We start from the raw sequence: 280 nt of genomic DNA, 5'->3' as shown, positions 1-280 counted from the left end.
CCGCGGGGGTATAGACGACCGGGATGCCAAGTGCGCTGGCGGCAGCCGAATCGACCGAATCATGCCCGACGCCGTGCCGTCCGACCACGCGCAGGCACGGCGCGGCTTCCAGGATCGGACGGGTGATTTTGGTGTTGCGCACCACCAGCGCGTCGCAGCCGCCGATGATGGACAGGATTCCGTCGCCGTTCTGCGGGTTGGGGAAGATCAGCTCGCCCGCCGCGGACAGGATCGCCTCACCGGCCGGGTGGATGTGTTCAACGACCAGAATTTTGTGCAT

General features: G+C 66.1%; 1 protein-coding gene. It reads right to left on the bottom strand.

Translation table 11 applies throughout. The features are described from left to right. On the bottom strand, window positions 1-280 hold a 280-nt coding region (locus tag MD536_RS21695), incomplete at both ends, for a Rossmann-fold NAD(P)-binding domain-containing protein (protein ID WP_239603865.1).

The sequence above is a fragment of the Flavihumibacter cheonanensis genome (assembly GCF_022352215.1).
GTDB classification, from domain to species: domain Bacteria; phylum Bacteroidota; class Bacteroidia; order Chitinophagales; family Chitinophagaceae; genus Flavihumibacter; species Flavihumibacter cheonanensis.
Note: the sequence above shows the minus strand (reverse complement) of the source record. Positions and strands in the feature narration are given on the sequence as shown.